The sequence below is a fragment of the Agrobacterium sp. fls2-241-TYG-188a genome, assembly GCF_030209845.1.
This window is the reverse complement of the sequence record NZ_JARVRD010000006.1, coordinates 140,594-161,536: the sequence shown is the minus strand read 5'-3', so window position 1 is coordinate 161,536 and position 20,943 is coordinate 140,594. Positions and strand designations below refer to the sequence as shown.

Sequence of the window (20,943 nt, the reverse complement as noted above, 5' to 3'; positions counted from 1 at the left end):
CTATGGATCACGTCTCAGCGCAGGCGGGCACCGGCGCTGTCGAAAAGAAAGGTTCTGGCAGCGACAATCGAGACCGTCAGCTGCTGCTGATGTGTCGAATGTCTTGATTCAGGGCGCTCGATAATGAGCGGGATGTCGCCAGCCATGCGCGCATAGACGTAGCTGGTATTGCCCAGATGCTCGGCCACATCGATCTCGACGGTCAGATCGGCATCACCTGAGCCGGCATCGCCAAAATGTTCGGGCCGCACGCCAAGCGCGACGTCGCTGCCAACTGCGACCGTGGAGCTAACCGGCAGGGTAATCGTCGCGCCGGCTTCGTTCGACACCTGCACGGTGACGCCTCCTGCCCCCTTCGCGATGACTTTTCCGGGAAGAAAATTCATCTTTGGGGAGCCGACGAAACCGGCGACGAAGCGGTTGGCGGGATCATCGTAAAGATCGAGCGGCGCACCGACCTGCTCGATATTTCCAGCCCGCAGCACGACGATCTTGTCGGCCAGCGTCATGGCTTCGGTCTGATCGTGGGTGACGTAGATCATGGTCGTGCCAAGCTGCTTGTGCAGCCGCGATATTTCTACCCGCATCTGCACACGCAATTCAGCGTCGAGATTGGAAAGCGGTTCATCGAACAGAAAGACGCGCGGTTGGCGCACAATGGCGCGGCCGATCGCCACCCGCTGCCGCTGCCCGCCGGAGAGCTGTTTTGGTCGACGCTGCATCAACTCATTGATCTGCAGGATATCGGCGGCGCGGCGAACACGCTGCTCGGTATCGGCCTTCGGATTGCCGTTCATGCGAAGCCCGAAAGACAGATTCTCCTCGACCGTCATATGCGGATAAAGCGCGTATGATTGGAAGACCATGGCGATGCCCCGCTCTGTCGGCTCGGCATCGTTGACCACCTTGCCGCCGATGCTGATTTCGCCGCCGGATATATCTTCCAGCCCGGCAATCATGCGCAAAAGGGTCGATTTACCGCAGCCCGAGGGCCCCACGAAGACGACGAACTCGCCATCGGCGATTTCCAGATTGGCGCCGTGGATGACCTCCAGCGCACCATAACGTTTGACCACATTGTTCAGTGACAGTTCCGCCATGCGGTTCCTCCCGGATTACTTGACGGCGCCGGCGGAAATGCCGGCGATGAAATGGCGCTGCAGCAGCACGAAGACGACAAGGATGGGCGCAGTCAGAAGCATGGCGCCTGCCATGATGCCGCCCCAGGACACCTTGGTCAGCCCGATCAGCGTTCCCAGCGCCACCGGAGCGGTCATCATGCCTGGCCGCGAATTGATCAGGAGCGGCCAGAGATAGTTGTTCCAGGATGCGAGGAAGAGGATGATAGAAAGCGCTGCCATGGTGGGTCTTGCCAGAGGCAAGGCGATACGAAGGAAAATCTGCCACTCCTTCACGCCTTCCACGCGGGCCGCATCGAAGAGTTCACCCGGCATCATCGAGAAGGATTGACGCATGAACAGAACGCCCAGCGAATTGAACAGGGGTGGCACGATGAGCGCGACCCAGGTGTTGGCAAGCTTGAATTCCCGCGCCACCATGATGAACTGCGGAATGACGACCACCGCGTAAGGCAGCGTGATCGTTCCCAGAATGATGGCGACGACGACTGTGCGCCCGGCAAATCTGTACCGCGCCAGCGCCCACCCCGCCATGGATGTCAGCATCACAGAAACAGCCGTATAGACAACCGCAACCCCGATGGAGATGGACATGGCACGCAGAAAATCCGTATCGGCCTGAAGATTGCGGAAATTTTCCACGAAATGCGTGGAAGGCAGGAGTACGATTTCCGGGCTGAAGATGCCGTAATCGGGCATCGTCGAGAAGACGAACATGACCCAGATTGGAAACAGCCAGATGATCGCGAGCGGTGTCAAAATCGCGTGGAGGGCAACTTTCTGCCAGAAAAGGGATCTTGATCTGGACCTCATTTCGCATCCCTCCCGAGCCACATATTGAAGAGTGAAATGGCAACTGCGAGTGCCGCAATCGTATAGGCGATGGCCGAGGCGTAACCGAAATTGAGTGAGGTGAAGCCCTGGCGATAAAGGAAGATGCCGAGCGTCTCCGTGGCGCCCCCGGGCCCTCCGCGGTTGGTAATGAGGAAGGGTTCAGTAAACAGCTGCATGGTGCCGATAACCGAGAGCACGACGCAGAACATGATGATCGGCTTGAGCAGCGGCAGCGTTATATAGAGAAACTGCTGGCGCCTGCTGACATTGTCCAGTCGCGCCGCCTCGTAGACATCGCCTGGGATAGACTGCAGCCCGGCAAGGATGATGATGGCGTTATATCCTGCCCAGCGCCATGTGACCGCGATGATGATGAGCGCCATGGCTGCCGTGGAATTGTCGAACCACGGAACCGGCGACAACCCCACAGATGTGATCAACTTGTTGATGATGCCGAAATCGGCACTGAACATCAGCCGGAACACGGCAGCATAAGCGACCTCGCCGACGACAACAGGCGCGAAAAAGGCGAAGCGAAAGAGCGGGCGGGCCTTTAACAGCGGCGAATTCAAGAGAACCGCCATGACCGTTGCCAGCGCGATCATGACAGGCACCTGCACGATCAGGATGATCAGGGTGTTCTGCAAGGCATTGTAGAAAGCGGGATCGGCGACAAGACGGCCCCAGTTCATCGATGGCGCAAAACGCCACGGATTGACTCGCGTGTTCTGAAACGACAGCAGAAACGAATTGATGATCGGCCACAGCCAGAAGGTAGCGAAGATCAGCAGATAGGGGGCAAGAAACGCATATGCGATCCTGTTGCGCAACGGCATATCAACCTCGCAAAGCCAGATGAGATTTTAGCCGGACGCCTCGCGCGGAGGCGTCCGGCAACGGTCGGTCTGGGAGGCTACTGCGCAACCGGAACGCCGGTCGCGGTTTCGATCTGCTTTGCTGCATCATCAAGCGCCGTCTTGGCATCGGGGAAGCCGCCGGCGAGATATTTGGTCTGCGTGGCGCGGTAGATACCTTCAGCATCGGACTGGAATGCGGTGCCACGGCTCGGAACGATTTTCGGCAGGGTCGCCAGAATATCCGACCAGACGGCCTGACCGCCCCAGAATGCCTGTGGCTGCTTGACGAAGGCGTCCTTGTCAGCTGAAAGCAATGACGGCACGAGCCCGAAGGATTTCAGCATCGTGACCTGGCCCTCGCTGGTGAGCAGGGCATAGTCCACGAATTTCCACGCATCTTCCTTGTGCTGCGAGGCCGAGCTGATGGCAAGCGAGGAGCCGCCGAGATTGGCCGCGTGTGGGCCATCCGCAGTCAGGCTAGGCATGGCGTAGACGCCCCATTTGCCTGCCAGATCCGGCGAACCGGAGCGGATCGTGCCCTCATACCAGCCGCCATACATCTGCGTGGCCACCTTGCCTGCGGTATTTGCCTGGATCTTCTCGTCCCAGATGGCGGCCGTAATGATGCCTGCGTCCTTCATCTGCTTGAGCTTTTCGAGCGTTGCCACGCAATTCGGTTGATTGATGGTGATGCTCTGGCCGTCTGTCGAAAAGTAACCGCATCCCTGCTCGTTGGAGATCATGCGGAACCACTCGCTGTCTCCATTGAAGTCTGCCTGTGTCATGACCGTGCCGGGATTGGCCTCCATGACTTTCTTGCCCGCGGCGATGAAGTCATCCCAGGTCTTGATGGTGGCCGGATCAACGCCCGCCTTTTCGTAGAAGTCACGGCGGTAGAACATGGCAACCGGGCCGGAATCCCACGGCACCGCGTAAGCGACGCCATCAACCTCAAGCTCGGTCCGCTTGAATTCCGGGAAAAGCGCCTGTTTTTCGGGTGTATAGCCAAGCGCTGTGACGTCGGTGAAGCAATCCGGGAAACGGCTCCAGAACACTTCTGCCTCGAAGTTTTCCACGGTCACGATATCGGGCAAACCTTCTCCGCCAGCGGCGCAGGCTGCAATCGCCTTGTCGTAAACCTGATTGTTTCCGAGATCCTGAACATCCACCTTGATATCAGGATATTTCTTGTTGAAGCCTTCAAGTGTAGACTTCAGGGCAGATGCTGCAACGTTCCAGCTCCAGACGGTGATTGTGGTGGATTGTGCGGCAGCGGGTGCGGCAGCAAGAAGCGCAAGCGATACGGATGCGCCGATAATTTTAAAGCTCATTGAAAACCTCCCTTTTCAATTGCCGTCCTCCAACGACACGTGCAGATTAGCGGCACGAGATGAACTGTCTCGTAGAAAGGGAACATGGATTTGGCGGAAAGTAAGATTTCGGAAAGAGCGATCTATCAGCCGGGCGCCAGCAGCATCGAAGGTGCGCCTACCAAGCTGCAATTTTTCCACGCCCATCCGCCCGTCATGCTCATGCCCCACTGGCACGCGCAGATCGAGATCAATTATGTGATGAGGGGCAGCGTTCACTATCGCATGGGCGACCATTCCTTTCGCATCGAAGCGGGGCAAATGTGCCTCTTCTGGGGTGGACAGGCTCACCAGATGGACGAATCCTCCGACGATTCCTTCTATGCGGGCGCTCACCTGCCGCTCGTTCACTTTTTCAGAATGCGATTACCGGCTGCGGTGTCCAGCAGGCTTATGGGCGGTGCAACCATGCTGACTTCGGTTACCGACCCCTCGGATGATGAGAATTTTGCCCGCTGGTTCCGCTATGCGACGTCAGGCGATCCATTCAAGGCCGAAAATGCAGTCGAAGAGCTTTTGCTGCGGGTGGAGAGAATGTTCCTGGAGCCATACACGGTCATTTCGCCCAGCCCTCAGGAGTGCAAGACAATCGATGCAGAAAGCTCTCCTTCACTCAGTGTGGTGAGAATGTGCGACTTCATCGCCGCCAATTTTCTGGACGATATAGACGCCACAGATATAGCGCGTTCCGCCAGCCTTCACCCGAAATACGCCATGAACCTGTTTCGCAAATCGACCGGCATGACGTTGATCAAGTACCTGACGTTGTTGCGCCTCTCCCGCGCCCAGGCCATGCTTATCAACAACAACGACAATATTCTGCACGTGGCGATGGAAAGCGGTTTCGGCTCCGTCAGCGCTTTCAACAAAGCGTTCCGGCAGGTGGCGGGCATGTCCCCGTCGGACTTCAGGCGGGACATGCGTTCCGGGGGCGCTGCGTGAGCCGCTGGCATTTCATAGACGTCGCGAACTGGACGGTAGGGCGGCTGCAATCAGGCCTTCAAAATCCTTACGAAAATTTAACTATTGCTTGAACGGGAAAGATGGCTATTTTCCGTGCTGCGCTGCAGCATACACCTCTCCTATGCAGCGCGGTCGCATTAAATGCCGGAAACTCCAATGGGCGCCGGTTCCATTCAATGTCCATTCTAGGGAGATCATAATGACAATATCTGTTTCTCAGCCTGATTCCAGCGATCATACCAACGCGCCATTTGCGGAAAAAATTGCCTCTGCTCGAAACAGCGCCGGATACACGGTCGAACAACTGGCCATTACCTGCGGCTTGACCGTGCAGGAAATCACCGACCTGGAAAATGGGGCGGACAGCAATCCATCTCACATCCAGCGAGTTGCGGCAGCGTTACAAATACCTTTCTCGACAATCGTTTGACTGTATAAAAAAGCCCTCTCCGCGAGGGCTTTTTCTCGCCTGTTATCTCCATCAAATTTACCATTGATGCGCGAGAAATTCTGGAAAAACGCTTTTGTCGTTTTCTGGCCCTTAACAAATGACGCCTCATATACCACATGCAGAATCCATCATGTTCGATAACATCGGCGTGATGCAAAGATTTCGAGATTCCAAACCTGCATTGTGAGCCCCCCATGACAGAAGCAAACCACGCTGAACTGTCGCCCTCTCGCGCATCGAGCCATTTGTGGCCCTCCAGGCCTTACGAGATATTGAACTGGCTTGTGCTGGAAACCAGCGGGCAGCGTTTCATCGACAACCTGTTTGTCGAGCTTTGCCAGCGGCTGAACAATATGGGTGTGTCGGTTGCCAGAGCAGCCTTGAATTTCATGGTGGAAAATCCGCAGTTTCGCGGCGCCCGAATTCTCTGGCGCAGGGAGTTGAAGGAGGCGGAATTCACGACCTACGCATATGGGTCCGAGAATACCGTGGAGTACCGCAATAGCCCTGTGCATGACATCCATGCTGGGCTCACTGAATTGCGCTACCGGCTCGATACCCCGCCACTTCCCGGCGAATACGCGATCTATGCCGACCTTCGCGCTCAGGGACTGACGGAATATTGTGCATGGCCGCTGAACCACACCTTCGACAAACGCCATGTCGTCACGTTTTCAAGTGACCAGCCGGGCGGCTTCACCGACGACGAAATCGAAACGCTGCGAAATCTGGTTCCAGCGATCTCACTCGTTTCGGAAATTCGCCTGAAAAACCGCATCGCCCGCACTTTGCTCGAAACCTATGTCGGCCCCCATGCCAGCCAGGCCATTCTTGATGGCGCAACACGGCGCGGCAGTGGCACCACGGTTGGCGCTGCCATATTGATCTGCGATCTACGCGATTTCACACACATTTCCGATATGTGGCCACGCGACGATGTGATCGAGTTGCTGAACGGCTATTTCGACGCCATGTCGGAGCCGATCGAGAAATTTGGCGGCGAAATTCTGAAATTCATGGGCGACGGATTGCTGGCTATTTTCCCCTTGAGCGACCCTGATGCATGCGCAAACCTTGTGGCCGCCATAGAGGAAGCACAGGTTCATCTTGACGCATTGAACCAGGCAAATATCAAACGCGGTCACGATCCCCTAGGCTATGGCATCGGCGTGCATGTGGGTGACGTGATGTACGGCAATATCGGATCGAAACGACGCCTCGACTTCACGGTCATTGGCCCAGCCGTCAATATTGCCTCACGTCTTGAAAGCCTGACCAAGGAAATCAAGCGGCCGGTATTGATGTCGGATACATTCGTCGAAATGGCTGGCAACATCCGAAATTTCGAAAATGTCGGCCTGCGCACGCTCAGAGGGCTGGAAACCCCGATCAATGTCTATGCGCTCCCGTCACATCCGTGACCACTAGCGGGCGATGCAGTTCCGCTGCGGATTTCACAAACCGACATTTTGTCCTAAAAGCCAATCCAGATGAATGGACAACAGGACTGTCTGCGATGACAGAAGAAGACCAAGCCGCAACGGCTCCCACTGCCAGAATGATGACGTGGGTGCGCAATTCCACGATCTATCGGCTTGAACGCCGAATGATGACGGAAAAGCAGCTGTTCGATGCGATTGCGCGCAAGGCAAAGCAGAAGTTTGAAGAGATTACGCCAGAGCAGATCGAGGCCCTTGCCAATGCTGCGGTAAAATTTGCCTATGACATCAAGGCGCTCGATGACGTTGCGTTCGCTGAGATCACTACGCGCTCGTCAATTCGTGGCGGCAGATCAAAACGGGCGATTGCGCAGAAACTGAGTTTGAAAGGCGTGAGCAAGGAGATCGCTGCCCAGGCCTTGACCGATACTGACGACCTTTATTCCGCCGTCATCATGGCCCGCAAACGTCGCTTCGGACCTTTTCGTCGGGAAGAGCCCGACGAGAAAAGAATGCAGAAGGAAATTTCGGCTTTCGCTCGCAATGGATATAGCTTCGACATCGCGAACCGTGTCTACCGGATGTCGCCTGAGGACGCCGAGGAAATCCTCTCGCAACCATCCCCTTGATGCTTATTGCGGCGCAGGGACCGTTTTCAGATAGGCAATCAGGTCATCGATTTCGCTGTCGCTCCATAAGCCGAAGAAACGCATGGAGGTACCGGGCACTGTCTTCTTGGGACTGTAAAGGAAAGCATGCAGCTTCTCCTCCGTCCACACCAGCCCATTCGCCCCGGCATTCTTCATGGCATCGGAATAGCCGTAATCGGCAACTGAACCTGCAGGTCTGCCAACCACGCCCATGAGATGTGGTCCCAACCGGGTTCTGGGCTTTTCAATGCTGTGACAGGCGGAACATTTGCTGAAGGAACGCTCACCGCGTTGCGGATCGCCGTCTGCCAAGGCAGCAGATGCTGACAGGACAATCAGACAGCCAGTAAGAAATCTCGTCTTCTTCAACATCACTTCACCCTTAAAAGCAGAAACGCTCCCCCGTCTTTTACGACATGAGGAGCGTTTTGTGACTGCGTCAGATCGACGTTACGATCAGCCGTTGATCGGGCTCAGTGTGACCGATGTGCCGGTTGCGGCAAGGTTGAGGCCGACCTGTCCGGTGACGCTCACTGTCTGCAGCTGGATGGAGCCGGACGTTCCGCCGACGAGGACATTGGCGCCTACACCAAGACCAACAGTTGCTTCTGCAGTTGCACCCTGATAGAGGCCGCCGAGCGAGCCCTTATGGTAGCCAGCTGTCGGTGCAAATACTGCCCATACCAGCTTGCCCTGGGTGGTGAAGCCGAGATCTACGCCCATCTTGCGGATCGCACCGCTATAATGGTCGGTGCGGCGAGCGCCCATGGTGGACTGGAATGTGCAATCAAGCTCCTTTGCAGAACCGATAACGTAGCCAACGCCTCCACCCACTTCGCAGGTCAGGTAGCCGATCTTGACGCCGTTACGGTCGTCCTGCTCTTGATATGTCGCTTCGGGATAGGTCGCGAGGTCAGCAGCGATTGCGCTTGCGGTACCAGCGAGGCCCAGCGTCATTGCGGCGAAAGTAACGGCAAAAGCCTTTTTCATTTTGTTTTCTCCTGTTTTAATTCTTGACCCGCAGCAGCCCTTTTGCCCTTTTCGGATATTGAATGGCGCAGGAGTAACGTTTGTTCTTCAAAAACGATCCACGCCACGTCAACAAGGCCTGAAAAGAGGCCGGTCTGATCAAGTCAGACATTTTGGGTATGGAGCATTTAAGGCGCAGTTAGGGCGCCCAAATTCTCCCTACGGGCAAGGGTTTCGTGTCAATTCGGCACGCAGGCGCAAGCGCTTCCTGCGTGCCAATTCGGCCCACGATTTGCTGCATCAGCTACGTTTGTAGTCGTCCTGAAGTCGGATGATATCGTCCTCGCCAAAATACGAACCTGTCTGGATCTCGATCAGTTCGAGCGGGATCTGACCGTCATTTGCGAGACGATGCGGCTTGCCCAGCGGAATATAGATCGACTCGTTTTCCGTCAGAAGGCGGCTTTCACCATCAATCATCACCGTCGCGGTGCCGCGCACAATGATCCAGTGTTCGGACCGGTGGTAGTGCTGCTGCAATGAAATGCGGTGACCGGGCTCCACCTTGAGGTGGCTTACTCTGTAACGCGTGCCTGAGTCGGTTTGCTCGATATGTCCCCATGGACGATATGCGCGCCTGTGTATCTCGGTTTTGCGCGCATGATCGCTGGATTTGAGAGACTCAACCAGACCCTTTACGCTTTGGACCCTGTCCTTGGGCGTTACAAGCACCGCGTCCTTGGTTGCTACCACGACGAGATCCTTGGCTCCGACAACGGTTGTCAGAATGTTGTGCGAGTGGATGAGGCAACCTTCCGAATCAACGAAAATGCCCTGCCCTTCGACTGCGTTTCCGGACTCTTCCTTGTCGGCAATCTCCCAGATTGCATCCCAGCTGCCGATATCCGACCAGCGGAAATGTCCTCTTACGACCGCCATGCGCTTGGTATTCTCGATAACGGCATAATCGATCGAATTCTTCGGAGACTCTTCGAAACTTTCCTTGTGAAGTCTTACAAAACCAAGGTCGCTCTCATGCTCGTCAACCGAGCGTGTCACGGCTTCGAGAATTTCCGGAGCATAGGCCTTGAGTTCGGCGATCATTACATCCGCGCGGAACAGAAAATTGCCGGAGTTCCAAAGATAGCCTTTTTCCACGTACTGGACGGCGGTCTCCTCATCCGGTTTTTCCACGAAGGCTTCGACGACGCACAGGTCCTCGTTGCCGTCGATGGGGTGGCCGGGATTGATGTAGCCATACGAGGTTCGTGGCTCTGTCGGCGTGAGACCAAAAACAACGATGTTGCCTTCTTCTGCAGCCTGCGAGCCGAGTCTCACGGCATCGGAAAACTTCTCGTTTTCAAGCACAACGTGGTCTGCAGCAAGTGCAAGAACGAGCGAGCCCGGCTGCCTGCGCTCTGCGAGCACGGCGGCAGCTGCCATCGCCGCAGCACTATCGCGTCGAGCCGGTTCCAAAACGACGGTTGCCTTGACATCGATCTCTTCCGCCTGACGACGTGCAAAGAAGCGGAAATCCTCATTGGTGATAACGAGTGGCTCATCGTAGAGAGATTCGTCGCTCACGCGTTGCAAAGTCTGCTGGTATGTGGACAAGTCCCCGACCAGAGGCTGGAACTGTTTTGGCAGCTGGTCGCGCGAGACTGGCCAAAGTCTGGAGCCTGCGCCCCCTGCCAGAAGGACCGGAATAATCTTTCGAACTTGTCCGTTCACTGAAATCACCTTTCAAAGTCAACTCTTCACTCTTTACACGGCAGGCAAGAAAACATGCGTGGCGATGAATGCCAAGGTCGCATTGCCATTTCGCATACTCCAGGCACATTATCATGTCATCTTGCCCCGACCCGCCGTTTGACCAACGACCGGGCATCCCGCCGGTTCCCGAAAATTCAAGAACGGTTAATCGATTGAAGCGTTCGCGCGGTGCTCAATATTGCGATTTCTCACCGCGGCGGGCACTCGATGCTGGCAGGCTTGTGGAAAATACAATAATAACGACAACCATTTGCAACGAACGAGAAAAGTGGGGAGCCATGTCAGACAACGCGAAAACCACGGGCGGGAAGACTTCCGTAACCGATCAGGAAGCACTGGACTTTCACTCTCAGGGACGACCCGGCAAACTGGAAATCACGCCGACGAAGCCGATGGCGACGCAGCGCGACCTGTCCCTTGCCTACTCTCCCGGCGTTGCAGTTCCCGTTAAGGCAATCGCGGAAAACCCTGACACGGCCTATGACTACACGACCCGCGGCAATATGGTCGCGGTCATCTCCAACGGCACCGCCATTCTCGGTCTTGGCAATCTCGGTGCGCTGGCGTCAAAGCCGGTCATGGAGGGCAAATCGGTTCTCTTCAAACGCTTTGCCGATGTCGATTCCATCGATCTGGAAGTGGATACCGAAGACGCAGATGAGTTCATCAACTGTGTGCGCTATCTCGGGCCATCATTCGGCGGTATCAATCTTGAGGACATCAAGGCGCCGGAATGCTTCATCATTGAAAGCCGCCTGCGGGAAATCATGGATATTCCCGTGTTCCATGACGACCAGCATGGAACCGCCATCATCGCCGCAGCAGGCCTCATCAACGCAATTGCCCTGACGGGACGCGACTTCGAAACGACGAAGCTGGTCTGTAATGGTGCGGGAGCGGCCGCTATTGCCTGCATGGATCTGATCAAGGCCATGGGCTTCAACCCCGCCAACATCACGCTGTGCGATACCAAGGGAGTCATCTATCAGGGTCGCACCGAGGGCATGAACCAGTGGAAATCCGCCCACGCAGCCAAGACAGACAACCGCACTCTCGCTGAGGCAATGGAGGGCGCTGACGTCGTCTTCGGCCTTTCCCAGAAGGGAGCATTTACCGAGGACATGATCCGATCCATGGCGCCCAAGCCGATCATTTTCGCCATGGCGAACCCGGATCCGGAAATCACACCTGAGGAAGTGGCGCGTATCCGCGACGACGCCATCATGGCCACCGGGCGTTCGGATTATCCAAACCAGGTCAATAATGTTCTCGGGTTCCCCTATATCTTCCGCGGTGCACTGGATGTGCGCGCCAGCCAGATCAACGATGCGATGAAGATTGCCGCAGCCAAGGCGCTCGCCGATCTCGCGCGCGAAGACGTTCCGGACGATGTTGCCGCCGCCTATCAGGGCGTGCGTCCCCGCTTCGGGCCGCAATACATCATACCCGTTCCCTTCGATCCGCGCCTCATTTCGGCTATCCCCGTTGCCGTCGCCCGGGCCGCAATCGAAACCGGCGTTGCACGACGCGCCATGAGCGACCTGGAAGAATATGCCCGCGAGCTTTCTGCCCGGCGCGATCCAATGGCTTCAACGACACAGCGCCTCTACGAACGCGTTCGCCGTTCGCCAAAGCGCGTCGTCTTTGCGGAGGCAGAGGAAGAGCAGGTCATGCGCGCTGCGATTTCCTTCACCGCGCAGGGTCTTGGGACCGCAATCCTGCTGGGCCGGGATGACATCATCCGCGCCAATGCAGAACGGGCGGGCATCGACCTCGACCGCTCCAACATACAGATTACCAATGCCCGCCTGTCCCAACGCGTCGATGTCTATATCGACTACCTCTATGCCCGCCTCCAGCGCCAGGGCTTCCTGCTACGTGACGTCCAGCGCCTCGTTCACAACGACAGAAACCACTTCGCCTCCTGCATGGTCGCGATGGGTGACGCGGATGCCGTCGTAACGGGAACAACCCGAAACTATTCGACTGCGCTCGAAGATGTCCGGCGTTGCATCAATACCAAGCCGGGACACCGGGTCATCGGGGTGTCCCTCGTCGTCTCACGCAACCGCACTGTCTTTGTGGCCGATACGGCTGTTCACGATATGCCGTCTGCGGAAGACCTTGCCGATATCGCCGTGGAAGCTGCTGGTCTTGCCCGTCGCTTTGGTTACGAGCCTCGGGTGGCCATGCTGGCCTATTCGACCTTCGGCCATCCGGTTGGCGAGCGTTCCGACAAGGTGCGCGAAGCCGTGCGGATATTGGACAAGCGTAACGTCAACTTTGAAGTCGATGGCGAAATGGCAGCCGACGTTGCCCTCAATCACCACAGGATGCAGAGCCAATATCCGTTCACCCGCCTGTCGGGCGCGGCCAATGTTCTAGTCATGCCTGCCATCCACTCTGCCTCCATTTCTACGAAAATGCTTCAGGAATTGGGTGGCGCTACTGTCATCGGTCCCTTGCTGGTGGGGCTGGACAAGTCAGTGCAGATTACCGCGATGGGGGCGAAGGACAGCGATATCGTCAACATGGCCGCCATTGCCGCATATAATGCCGGGCACTGAGACATCGGCGTGTTGAGGTGACGCGCACTGCGCCTGCAAACATGCTTGCATGAAGCGGTAGTATCCGTAGAAGGTGTGGTCGAACCCTTGGTTCGGCCACATTGTTCGGATTTTTCACCGCTATCGAAGCGCCGATAGGAATACGGCGCTTTCCACCAGAATGGACGGCTCATGGACATATCGGGGCATTCGGCGGAGAAACCGTCAAATGAAAGACACTCCGGCTTTTTCAGGCGACTGTCATTGGGCCTCATGCGGAGCCCGAATGCGGTCATAGCCTTGTTTGGCGCCTATTTTCTGCTGCAGGTCGTGGTAAGGCAGATCATACCCCCGGCACTGAGGATCGACGAGGCGCAGCAGATCCTTTTCTCGCAATGGCTGGCTCTCGGTTACGATGCGCAACCGCCACTCTATAACTGGTATCAGCAGGCCGTGTTCGCCCTTTTGGGAACATCGATGGCCACGCTTGCCTTTGCAAAAAATCTAATACTTTTTCTGACATTCGCTGTCTTCGTGAAAACGGCAGAGCGGGTTCTCGAGGACAAGCGTCTGGTGGCTGTGGCCGCCATGGCGCTTTTCGTCATTCCACAGGTATTCTGGCAGGCGCAGCGGGATCTGACCCATACCGCCATGTTCATGCTGACCTTCTCACTTCTTCTTTATTGCAGCATCCGCCTTCTCCAGCGACCAACGACAATGGGCTACCTTCTGGTTGGCCTGATCGCAGGACTGGGAATGTTATCGAAGTACAATTTCGCGCTAGCGCTGCCAGCAGTTCTGTTCGCTGTCATGCTGCACCCGCAGGGCCGTAGCCGGATTTTCGATCGCCGGTTTCTGCTCACCATCGCGGTCAGCATCATTGTGTTTCTGCCTCACATATTCTGGCTGATCGATAATCTGGCCTTCGCATCGGAAGTGACCCTGAAGAGGATGGCAGAAGACGCGCCGGAAAGTCGCGCTCTGCAGATCGGGCGCGGACTGGGCCGCTTTATCGCCGGTTCTCTTATCATCATTGCCATACCCACAGCTCTCCTGGCGCTGGCTTCCAAAGGAAAGCTGACCAGAAGCGCCACGCATTCAAATCCGTGGCTGCGCTTTTTCCTTCACTATTTCATTGCCATCGCAACGCTGATGGCCATCGTCATTCTCATGACGACAATGACGGAATTGCGCGACAGGTGGTTGCTGCCGCTTCTCTTGCCGTTTCCGATCCTCGCCGCGCTTTTTCTGGGACAACGGCTGGCCGATATCCAGGAATTTGCCGTAAGGTTCTTGCCAGTGCCACTGATCATGCTGGCGCTTATCCCTGTCGCCATGCTGCTGGCGCAGCCACTAACGGCTGCTAGAGGCAGGGCTTCCAGTTCCAACTATGACTGGCAGGCTTTCCAACGCCATATTGCAGAGAAGGAAGGCATTTCGCCCTCGGTCATCGTCACGCCGGACTGGCCATCCGGCGGAAACCTCCGTTTTGTATTCCCGCAGGTGCCAGTCGCCACAACAATCTATAACGACTACGATCCGCCGTTCAAAATAACGGATGAGCATCCTGCATTGCTTGTCTGGACAGGAGACGATGATTCCGTCGCCGAACTTTCCCAGTGGGTTGAAGGACAGCTGAACCTGAAGGTCAAAACCCCTACCAGACATCTTGTTGATCTCCCGCATTTCTACCCCATCAAGGATCGCGCAGTGCGCTACAATTACGCCGTCGTGACACCAAACGACCTGTTAAAATAGCCAAACGCAATCTTGTCGACAGATTGTATTCAGGCGTGGTAGTCAATGCCCATCGATTTGCGGGATGCAGCCTATGAAATCTTCAGGAAAATGCGACGTGCTGGTCATCGGAACCGGCATCATCGGCGTGATGTCAGCACTTTATCTTCAGAATGCCGGCAGGTCGGTGACCTTTCTGGAACGCGGTGAAATTGCCCGCGGCGCGAGCGCGGGTAATGCTGGCATTCTGGCGTTTCCTGAAATTATACCCATCCCGGCACCGGGGATCATGAAGAAAGCGCCGCGCTGGCTTGTCGATCCGCTGGGTCCCCTCAGCGTGCCACCCGCCTATGCGATGAAAATAGCGCCATGGCTCTGGCGTTTCTGGAAAGCCAGTTCTCCGCGCAGGTTCCAGTATGGTCTTGATGTGCAGATGCGAATGATGGCGTTGGCCGCAAGCGAGATGCAGAAGGTAGCCGCTGTTCCAGAACTCGCCGGCCATATCTCCAACACCGGCACCCTCGACCTCTACGACAACAGAACCAGTTTCGACGCAGCACGCCACGACTGGGACCTGAAAGAAAAGGCAGGGATTGCCTTTTCGCGGGTTGATCGAAGCGAAATCGAGCGGCTGCAGCCGGGGCTCGCCCCGCAATTCCAACATGCCATGTTCACACCTGGCGGTCTTCAGGTTGCCGACCCTTACGAGTTTACGCGCTCGATTGCCGATCTTGTCCTTGCGCGCGGCGCAACGCTTCACAAGGGCGAAGCCACGCGCATCGAGATGGTCGGCGAGAGCACGATCGTTTCCTTGAAATCAGGCGAAAAAATAGATGCCGACAAGGTCATCATTGCCTGCGGAGCATGGTCAAAAACACTCGCGGCATCGTTGGGGGATGTTGTGCCGCTGGAGACTGAGCGCGGTTACAACACGACGCTTCCCGAAGGCGCATTCGATCTGACACGGCAACTCTATTTCAACGACCACGCCTTCGTGGTCACGCCGCTATCATCCGGTATCCGTGTCGGTGGCGCGGTTGAGCTCGGCGGTCTCGATCTGCCTCCAAACTTCCGCCGTTCAGAAGCTCTGCTGAACAAGGCAAAGCGCTTCTTGCCTGGTTTGAAGACCGAAGGCGGAAAGCAATGGATGGGATTCAGGCCTTCACTGCCGGATTGCCTGCCCGTCATCGGCCCTTCCAGGGCCAGCAATTCGGTGATTTACGCCTTCGGCCATGGCCACCTCGGCCTGACGCAATCAGCGGCAACCGCGAAACTCGTCACTGATCTTGTGACTGGGGCGCATCCAACGATATCCGTCGATCCGTTCCGCGCCAGCAGGTTTGGCTAAGCCAAAAGCAAAAAGGGCCCGTCCAGAAGGACGGGCCAAATGCACTATGCTTGATGATCAGAACGGAGAATCCGGGAAGTAGAAGTCCTTGGCATTGTCCTTCGTTACCAGCGTCGCGTCCAGAATATAGGTTCCGCGAACAGGAATCTGATCGTAGAAGCTGGCAGCAGTCAGTTGCATGGCCGTCGCTACCATTGCTGGCGGATAGAGCACGTCGACAGGGATCATCTTGTCGCCATCCATGACCTTCTTGATCATATCCTTGGAACCTGCGCCTGCGACGACATACTTGATGTCGGTGCGCTTTGCCTGCTCGATAGCCTGGAGAACGCCAACTGCCATGTCGTCATCCTGACACCAGACGACATCGATCTTCGGATATTTCGTCAGATAGTCCTGCATGACCTTGAAAGCGTCGTCACGGTTCCAGTTGCCGAACTGGCGGTCGAGAATCTTGACCTTGGAACCGGCTATGCCCTTGTCGAAACCATCCTGTCTCTGCTGATCGATTGGGATCGGAAGACCTCTGATAACCACAACTTCTGCCTCTGGTGTGGTTTCGGCAATGTATTTGCCCGCGACTTCGCCAAGCGCCGGGTTATTGCCGGCGACATAGAGATCGCGAACCGTATCGTCGTTTACGCTGGGTGCGCGATCAACGAGCGCCACGAACTTGCCGTTGCTCTTGACTTCCTTGATGGCGTTGACCAGCGGATCTGGATCGGAAGGAAGAATGACGAGTGCGTCGATGCCCTGCGTTTCAAGATCCTGCACCGCATTGGCCTGCGTTGCCGCATCGGGCGACGTCTTCACGATGACGTTGAGGCCCGGATGTTCCTGCATCAAAAGCTTCGCTACCCGCTCGGCGTGATAGACCACGCCGGATGTCCAACCGTGGTCTGCGGCTGGAATGGAGACGCCAATGGTCACCTTCTTGTCCTGTGCCTGCGCTGCCCCTGCAAGTGCTGCCAGCGCGACAGCCATTCCCAGTAATCGTTTCCGCATGTGTTTTCCTCCCACATAGATAGGTCTTGGTTGTCAATCCGGGCGACCTGTTGACCCGGCAGCTTTCACGATCTGCGCATCAGAGACCGTTGAACCAGCATGGCGATGATGATGATCGCGCCCTGTATCGCGCCGATCAGATATTCGCTGATGAAGTTGGACAGCAGCATGATGTTGCCGACCAGTTCCAGAATGAAGGCACCGCAAATCGTGCCCCACACCCGACCGGCGCCACCTTTCAGCGCTGTGCCGCCAACAACGACAGCGGTAATGGCCTGCAACTCCCACATCATTCCCGTTGTTGCGGAGGTCGAGCCGAGGCGCGGTACATAAAGCAGAACCGCAATGGCAACACACACGCCCTGAATGACGAAGGCGACGGTACGCACCCGGTTGACGGCGACGCCTGAATATTTCGCGACGTCGCGGTTTGAACCAACGGCTGTGACGTGGCGGCCATAGCGGGTGCGATAGAGAATGAAGGCCGCTATGGCGGTGACCGCCAGAATGACGAGGATCGGGATTGGCACGCCAAGAAAGGAGCCAAAATAGACAGGACGATACATGGATTGCAATTGAGGCTCGCGCAGCGTAATGGCACCGCCTTGCGAAAGCCAGGTCGTCAGACCACGGTAGACGCCCATGGTGCCGAGCGTCGCGATGAAAGGCTCGATCTTGCCTACGGTGGTAATGAGACCATTGGCCAGTCCACACAAGGCGCCCGCAACCAAAGTAAACACCACGGCCAGCAGCAGCATCGCTGCCGGATCAGCCACAGCACCGGAATTCATCAGCAGGATCATCAGGCTGGCCACGAATGCGACCATCGACCCCACGGAAAGATCGAGATCCCCGGCAGAGATGACGAAAGTTGCACCGACCGCGATGATCGCAATAAAGGCGCTGCGTGTTGCCACATTGGCCAGATTGTTGATGCTGATGAAATTCGGGTTCACCAAGGCCCCGACAATCAACAACAAAAGCAGGGCAACGAAAGGTGCAACGGCGCGCAAATCGATATCGCGCAGCGACCGCCCTACCCGCTTTTCTCTGCCATCTTCACTGACACTCATACCCAAAACAGACCTCCCACCCTGTCACATAAGGCCGTACGGCCTTTGCTATGCTGCCGATTGCGCTTTAAGCCCGGCGGCATAACGCATGATTTCCCGTTCATTGATTTCGTCGCCTTCCAGCATACCGACCATGCGTCCCTCGCGCATGACCGCCACGCGGGTGCATAGGCCGATGACTTCCTGCATTTCCGACGAAACGACGATGACCGAGTGGCCATCCCGCGCGAGTGCCGAAATGAAATGATAGATCTGCTGCTTGGTGCCGACATCGATGCCGCGTGTCGGCTCATCGATGATGATGATCTTCGGCTCGGTCTCCATGACCTTCGCAAGCAGCAATTTCTGCTGATTTCCGCCAGACATGCGTCCAGCAGCCACACTGCCATCGCGTACCCGAATATCGAACCGGCGGCGTGCCCTTTCGAGAGACCTGGCTTCACTGTTTGAACTGAGATAGCCGAACCTGCCGTGACGCTCCAAAGATTGAAGCGTCAGGTTCAGTCTCATGCCAGCATTCAACAGCAAGCCTTTGGATTTTCGATCCTTGGTCATATAGGCAAGGCCGGCGTCAATGGACGCATGGAGATCGTGCGGCGGCAAAAGCTCGCCATTCACGCGAACCTCTCCGGAGGACCGCGCGTGCAAACCGACGATCGCTTCCGCCAGTTCCGTGCGACCGGAGCCGATCAAACCGGAAAAGCCGATGATTTCTCCCTTGCGAAGATCGAATGTCGCATCCTGAACGTAACGTGTGGAAACGCCTTTGACGCTGAGAACAACCCTCTCATCAACATCCGGCTCGCGCTTTGCAGGATAGAGGCTGGAAAGCTCTCGTCCGACCATCAGCTGCGCTATCGCCTCACCATCCAGCATGGAGGTTGGAGCCGTCTTGACCCAGTGGCCGTCACGCAAGACAGTGACCCTGTCCGTCAGCTCCATGACTTCATCGAGCTTGTGAGAAACGAAGACGAAGCTTGTCCCCTTGTCCCGCAATTTTCTGACCTGCTGAAACAGATAGTTCGTTTCTTCCCGAGACAGCACTGCTGTCGGCTCGTCCATGAAAACGATGCGGGCATCGCGGCTGATTGCCTTGGCAATCTCGACCATCTGCTTTTCAGCTATGGAAAGGCTGGAAATAAGCGCGTTCTCATCGACATGACAGCCGAGCACATCGAGCACGCGGCGGGTTTCCGCACGCATGGCTTTTCGATTGAGCACGCCGAAATGCGTTAACTCACGGCCAAGAAACAGGCTCTCGGTAACCGTCAGATGTTCGGCGAGGTTGAATTCCTGGTGAATGATCACGATCCCAAGCGCTTCGGCAGCACCATTGGGAGGCAGCTTGACCGGCTTGCCATCAAGAAGGATCTCGCCTGAACTCGGTTGCTCGAAGCCCGACAGAACTTTGACAAGCGTGGATTTGCCTGCGCCATTTTCGCCCATCAACGCATGGATTTCACCAGCCTTCAGGTCGAAATTGACGCTGAAGAGGACCTGAACACCGTTGAAAGATTTAGAAATGCGCCGCGCAGACAGCACTGTGCCTTCGCCTTCCGTGACATCCGACTGCATGATTTCCTCCAGACGTCTCCCTACGTCTGCAATTCGTGTAAACCTTTACACTGGCGATGTAAAGGTTTACATTGGCGTCAATCAACACATTTCGTTGATCCTGTTTGACGGATCGGCAAGTCTGTGTAGTGTCCGGTCGCGCATATATCCGAGGCCCACATTGTCGAATCCTTCATCTGCCACCATTGAAGACGTTGCCCGTATCGCGGAAGTTTCAATCGCTACGGTTTCGCGCGCTATCCACACGCCTGAAAAAGTCGCTAATTCCACCCGGCTGAAGGTCAATCAGGCGATCGCCGTAACCGGTTACACAACCAATGCGATGGCGCGCAGCCTGCGATTGGGCCGCTCCAACATGATCCTCGTCGTTGCCCCCGACATCGGGGATCCGAATTTTTCGAACATTCTCGTAGGTCTGGAAAACGAGGCGCGTGCCCATGGCTACGGCATCTTGATCGGCCATACGCAAAATGATGCGCAGCGCGGCCTGGAATACTTAAAATTTCTCAATTCCAACCAGGCCGCCGGGCTCATCCTGTTTACCGGCATATTGCCATTTGGACATCAGGCGATGACGGCTCGCCTGCCGCCATGTGTCGGGGTTTTCGAGCCTATTTATAATGGCGGTATCCCTTATGTGGGTGTGGATGACAGCGCAGGCGCTCGCAAGATTGTGGACATGCTAATAGCAGAGGGCCACGAGCGAATCGCCTTCATCGGGGACTCACGCACACGCCTCGCCTACAGCCGCCGTCGTCAAGGATATGTGGAAGGATTGACGGCAGCCGGATTTACGCCAACTCCCAGCATGATGATCGAGGGCGACGGAACCTTGGAGAGCGGGCGTCTGGCCGTGGAACAACTGTTCATGCGCGACACATTGCCGACCGCTTTCATGTGCGTGAATGATCAGACAGCCATCGGCGTCATGATTGGTCTTACTGCGCGCGGATACGATATACCGCGCGATTTTTCCGTCACTGGTTTCGACGATATTCCTCAGGCAGTTTTCATGTCTCCCGCCCTAACGACAATACGCCAACCCAGGACGTCCATCGGCAAACACGCAATGGCACTTTTGCTGGATCTGTTAGGCGGCCAGCAACCGGAACAGCCGGAAATCCTGCTGACACCTGATCTGATCGTAAGAAATTCCGTTGGAGCGCCAACGAAACGGCCGATCCAGAAATAAACCGACGCAAGCTCGCCTCGCG

At 56.3% G+C, this 20,943-nt stretch carries 18 protein-coding genes; 8 read left to right on the top strand and 10 right to left on the bottom strand.

Going from position 1 to position 20,943, the window contains the following annotated elements:
• Nucleotides 1-14: 14 nt before the first annotated feature.
• The 4 genes from QRN85_RS18545 to QRN85_RS18530 form a co-directional block, all read right to left on the bottom strand.
• Entirely contained in the window at nucleotides 15-1,100 is a 1,086-nt protein-coding gene (locus tag QRN85_RS18545; protein ID WP_284759710.1) for an ABC transporter ATP-binding protein, read from the bottom strand.
• A 15-nt stretch (nucleotides 1,101-1,115) separates the two neighbouring features.
• Entirely contained in the window at nucleotides 1,116-1,952 is an 837-nt protein-coding gene (locus QRN85_RS18540; RefSeq protein WP_284759709.1) for a carbohydrate ABC transporter permease, read from the bottom strand.
• On the bottom strand, nucleotides 1,949-2,809 hold the full coding sequence (locus QRN85_RS18535) for a carbohydrate ABC transporter permease (RefSeq protein ID WP_062586042.1): 861 nt from the start codon (nucleotides 2,807-2,809) through the stop codon (nucleotides 1,949-1,951). The genes QRN85_RS18540 and QRN85_RS18535 overlap by 4 nt, the downstream gene beginning before the upstream one ends.
• 77 nt (nucleotides 2,810-2,886) lie before the next feature.
• Complete coding sequence (locus QRN85_RS18530) at nucleotides 2,887-4,161, bottom strand: ABC transporter substrate-binding protein (protein ID WP_113098242.1); 1,275 nt, start codon at nucleotides 4,159-4,161, stop codon at nucleotides 2,887-2,889.
• An 84-nt stretch (nucleotides 4,162-4,245) separates the two neighbouring features.
• On the opposite strand from QRN85_RS18530, the gene QRN85_RS18525 reads away from it, so the two are divergent.
• From QRN85_RS18525 to recX, 4 genes are all read left to right on the top strand, one after another.
• A complete protein-coding gene (locus QRN85_RS18525) occupies nucleotides 4,246-5,142 on the top strand; it encodes a helix-turn-helix domain-containing protein (protein WP_113098241.1) in 897 nt (298 codons plus the stop codon).
• 220 nt (nucleotides 5,143-5,362) lie between these two features.
• Nucleotides 5,363-5,593 carry a helix-turn-helix domain-containing protein gene (locus QRN85_RS18520; RefSeq protein ID WP_284759708.1) on the top strand — a complete coding sequence of 77 codons (231 nt, stop codon included), beginning with the start codon at nucleotides 5,363-5,365 and terminating at the stop codon, nucleotides 5,591-5,593.
• A 215-nt stretch (nucleotides 5,594-5,808) separates the two neighbouring features.
• Nucleotides 5,809-7,035, top strand: coding sequence for an adenylate/guanylate cyclase domain-containing protein (locus QRN85_RS18515; RefSeq protein WP_284759707.1), 1,227 nt, complete (start codon nucleotides 5,809-5,811; stop codon nucleotides 7,033-7,035).
• Between the two features lie 95 nt (nucleotides 7,036-7,130).
• The gene (gene recX / locus QRN85_RS18510) at nucleotides 7,131-7,682 is read left to right on the top strand and encodes a recombination regulator RecX (protein WP_112962454.1); all 552 of its coding nucleotides are present in this window, start codon (nucleotides 7,131-7,133) and stop codon (nucleotides 7,680-7,682) included.
• Nucleotides 7,683-7,685: 3 nt separating this feature from the next.
• On the opposite strand, the gene QRN85_RS18505 is transcribed toward recX, so the two are convergent.
• From QRN85_RS18505 to QRN85_RS18495, 3 genes are all read right to left on the bottom strand, one after another.
• Entirely contained in the window at nucleotides 7,686-8,075 is a 390-nt protein-coding gene (locus QRN85_RS18505) for a c-type cytochrome (RefSeq protein WP_284759706.1), read from the bottom strand.
• A gap of 84 nt (nucleotides 8,076-8,159) precedes the next feature.
• Nucleotides 8,160-8,693: a DUF992 domain-containing protein gene (locus QRN85_RS18500; protein WP_113098237.1), complete on the bottom strand. Its 534-nt coding sequence runs from the start codon at nucleotides 8,691-8,693 to the stop codon at nucleotides 8,160-8,162.
• Nucleotides 8,694-8,972: 279 nt separating this feature from the next.
• Entirely contained in the window at nucleotides 8,973-10,403 is a 1,431-nt protein-coding gene (locus QRN85_RS18495; RefSeq protein ID WP_284759705.1) for a mannose-1-phosphate guanylyltransferase/mannose-6-phosphate isomerase, read from the bottom strand.
• Nucleotides 10,404-10,723: 320 nt separating this feature from the next.
• Here QRN85_RS18495 and QRN85_RS18490 point away from each other — a divergent pair, with 320 nt between their 5' ends.
• The 3 genes from QRN85_RS18490 (at nucleotide 10,724) to QRN85_RS18480 (ending at nucleotide 16,076) form a co-directional block, all read left to right on the top strand.
• Nucleotides 10,724-13,012, top strand: coding sequence for an NADP-dependent malic enzyme (locus QRN85_RS18490; RefSeq protein WP_113098235.1), 2,289 nt, complete (start codon nucleotides 10,724-10,726; stop codon nucleotides 13,010-13,012).
• Between the two features lie 252 nt (nucleotides 13,013-13,264).
• A complete protein-coding gene (locus tag QRN85_RS18485; RefSeq protein WP_284759753.1) occupies nucleotides 13,265-14,749 on the top strand; it encodes a glycosyltransferase family 39 protein in 1,485 nt (494 codons plus the stop codon).
• Between the two features lie 73 nt (nucleotides 14,750-14,822).
• The gene (locus QRN85_RS18480; protein ID WP_284759704.1) at nucleotides 14,823-16,076 is read left to right on the top strand and encodes an NAD(P)/FAD-dependent oxidoreductase; all 1,254 of its coding nucleotides are present in this window, start codon (nucleotides 14,823-14,825) and stop codon (nucleotides 16,074-16,076) included.
• Between the two features lie 57 nt (nucleotides 16,077-16,133).
• Here the strand turns inward: QRN85_RS18480 and QRN85_RS18475 are convergent, their stop codons facing one another.
• The 3 genes from QRN85_RS18475 to QRN85_RS18465 form a co-directional block, all read right to left on the bottom strand.
• On the bottom strand, nucleotides 16,134-17,081 hold the full coding sequence (locus QRN85_RS18475; protein WP_062586062.1) for a substrate-binding domain-containing protein: 948 nt from the start codon (nucleotides 17,079-17,081) through the stop codon (nucleotides 16,134-16,136).
• Between the two features lie 65 nt (nucleotides 17,082-17,146).
• Entirely contained in the window at nucleotides 17,147-18,154 is a 1,008-nt protein-coding gene (locus tag QRN85_RS18470) for an ABC transporter permease (RefSeq protein ID WP_284759703.1), read from the bottom strand.
• Between the two features lie 48 nt (nucleotides 18,155-18,202).
• Entirely contained in the window at nucleotides 18,203-19,729 is a 1,527-nt protein-coding gene (locus tag QRN85_RS18465) for a sugar ABC transporter ATP-binding protein (RefSeq protein WP_113092744.1), read from the bottom strand.
• A gap of 160 nt (nucleotides 19,730-19,889) precedes the next feature.
• Between QRN85_RS18465 and QRN85_RS18460 the strand changes: the two genes are divergently transcribed.
• Nucleotides 19,890-20,921, top strand: coding sequence for a LacI family DNA-binding transcriptional regulator (locus QRN85_RS18460; RefSeq protein WP_062586068.1), 1,032 nt, complete (start codon nucleotides 19,890-19,892; stop codon nucleotides 20,919-20,921).
• Nucleotides 20,922-20,943 lie beyond the last annotated feature (22 nt).

Bases quoted from the DNA above. Each gene is read 5' to 3' on its own strand.
- QRN85_RS18545 (WP_284759710.1), bottom strand. From the start codon at position 1,100: ATGGCGGAACTGTCACTGAACAATGTGGTCAAACGTTATGGTGCGCTG.
- QRN85_RS18540 (WP_284759709.1), bottom strand. From the start codon at position 1,952: ATGAGGTCCAGATCAAGATCCCTTTTCTGGCAGAAAGTTGCCCTCCAC.
- QRN85_RS18535 (WP_062586042.1), bottom strand. From the start codon at position 2,809: ATGCCGTTGCGCAACAGGATCGCATATGCGTTTCTTGCCCCCTATCTG.
- QRN85_RS18530 (WP_113098242.1), bottom strand. From the start codon at position 4,161: ATGAGCTTTAAAATTATCGGCGCATCCGTATCGCTTGCGCTTCTTGCT.
- QRN85_RS18525 (WP_113098241.1), top strand. From the start codon at position 4,246: ATGGATTTGGCGGAAAGTAAGATTTCGGAAAGAGCGATCTATCAGCCG.
- QRN85_RS18520 (WP_284759708.1), top strand. From the start codon at position 5,363: ATGACAATATCTGTTTCTCAGCCTGATTCCAGCGATCATACCAACGCG.
- QRN85_RS18515 (WP_284759707.1), top strand. From the start codon at position 5,809: ATGACAGAAGCAAACCACGCTGAACTGTCGCCCTCTCGCGCATCGAGC.
- recX (WP_112962454.1), top strand. From the start codon at position 7,131: ATGACAGAAGAAGACCAAGCCGCAACGGCTCCCACTGCCAGAATGATG.
- QRN85_RS18505 (WP_284759706.1), bottom strand. From the start codon at position 8,075: ATGTTGAAGAAGACGAGATTTCTTACTGGCTGTCTGATTGTCCTGTCA.
- QRN85_RS18500 (WP_113098237.1), bottom strand. From the start codon at position 8,693: ATGAAAAAGGCTTTTGCCGTTACTTTCGCCGCAATGACGCTGGGCCTC.
- QRN85_RS18490 (WP_113098235.1), top strand. From the start codon at position 10,724: ATGTCAGACAACGCGAAAACCACGGGCGGGAAGACTTCCGTAACCGAT.
- QRN85_RS18485 (WP_284759753.1), top strand. From the start codon at position 13,265: ATGCGGAGCCCGAATGCGGTCATAGCCTTGTTTGGCGCCTATTTTCTG.
- QRN85_RS18480 (WP_284759704.1), top strand. From the start codon at position 14,823: ATGAAATCTTCAGGAAAATGCGACGTGCTGGTCATCGGAACCGGCATC.
- QRN85_RS18475 (WP_062586062.1), bottom strand. From the start codon at position 17,081: ATGCGGAAACGATTACTGGGAATGGCTGTCGCGCTGGCAGCACTTGCA.
- QRN85_RS18470 (WP_284759703.1), bottom strand. From the start codon at position 18,154: ATGAGTGTCAGTGAAGATGGCAGAGAAAAGCGGGTAGGGCGGTCGCTG.
- QRN85_RS18465 (WP_113092744.1), bottom strand. From the start codon at position 19,729: ATGCAGTCGGATGTCACGGAAGGCGAAGGCACAGTGCTGTCTGCGCGG.